This is a genomic window from Oryzobacter faecalis (assembly GCF_046764005.1).
GTDB lineage: Bacteria > Actinomycetota > Actinomycetes > Actinomycetales > Dermatophilaceae > Oryzobacter > Oryzobacter faecalis.
This window is the reverse complement of record NZ_JBKOFW010000025.1, coordinates 1-663: the sequence shown is the minus strand read 5'-3', so window position 1 is coordinate 663 and position 663 is coordinate 1. Positions and strand designations below refer to the sequence as shown.

Sequence of the window (663 nt, the reverse complement as noted above, 5' to 3'; positions counted from 1 at the left end):
CGGTGGTGTCGGCGGGGGTGGTGAGGACCAGGGAGATGGTGACGGTGGCCTGGGCGGTGACGAGGTCGGTGAGGGCCTTGCCGCGGGCCTGCTCCACGGTGGTGCAGGTCCCGTCGGCGACGAGGCGGCGGGCGTGGTCGTCGATGACGGCCCACGCGGTCGCGGCGTCCTCGCAGGGGAAGGTGCCGTACCACGTGTCCACGCCGGGTTCGCCGGCCCAGCGGCGCAGCCCGGTGTGGGTGCGGGCCTTCTCGGCGCGCCGGCTCAGCAGGTCGGGGCTGACCCGCGCGAGGAGGGTGCGGGCGCGCTTGCGCAGCGTGGTGGAGTCACGGTGCAGGTGCGCGTCGAGGGCGGCGACGACCGCGGCGGCGACCGCGGCCGGTGCGTCGGCGAGCTCGTGGGCGATGACGGAGGCGCGGTAGCCGTCGAGGCGCCCGTCACGCATCGCGGTGTGCAGCCCGCCCAGTCCGGACGGCTGCGGCACCGCGCGGGTGCCCTCGCCGACCGGGACCGCCCCGGCGGCGAGGCGGACCGCGACGTCGACCCGCCGCTGCGCCTGGTGGTGCGTCGCGCCCAGGCAGGGCGCGAGGAGGTCGGCGGCGTCGATCGCGACGTGACCCGGGGCGCGGACGACCTCGGTGATCGTGCCGTCCTCGGCCCACT

At 77.5% G+C, this 663-nt stretch carries 1 protein-coding gene; it reads right to left on the bottom strand.

The window, feature by feature from the left end; translation table 11 throughout:
• Window positions 1-663, bottom strand: a 663-nt coding sequence (locus ACK8HX_RS17750) for a DUF222 domain-containing protein (protein ID WP_411942044.1), incomplete at both ends; no start/stop codon positions are given.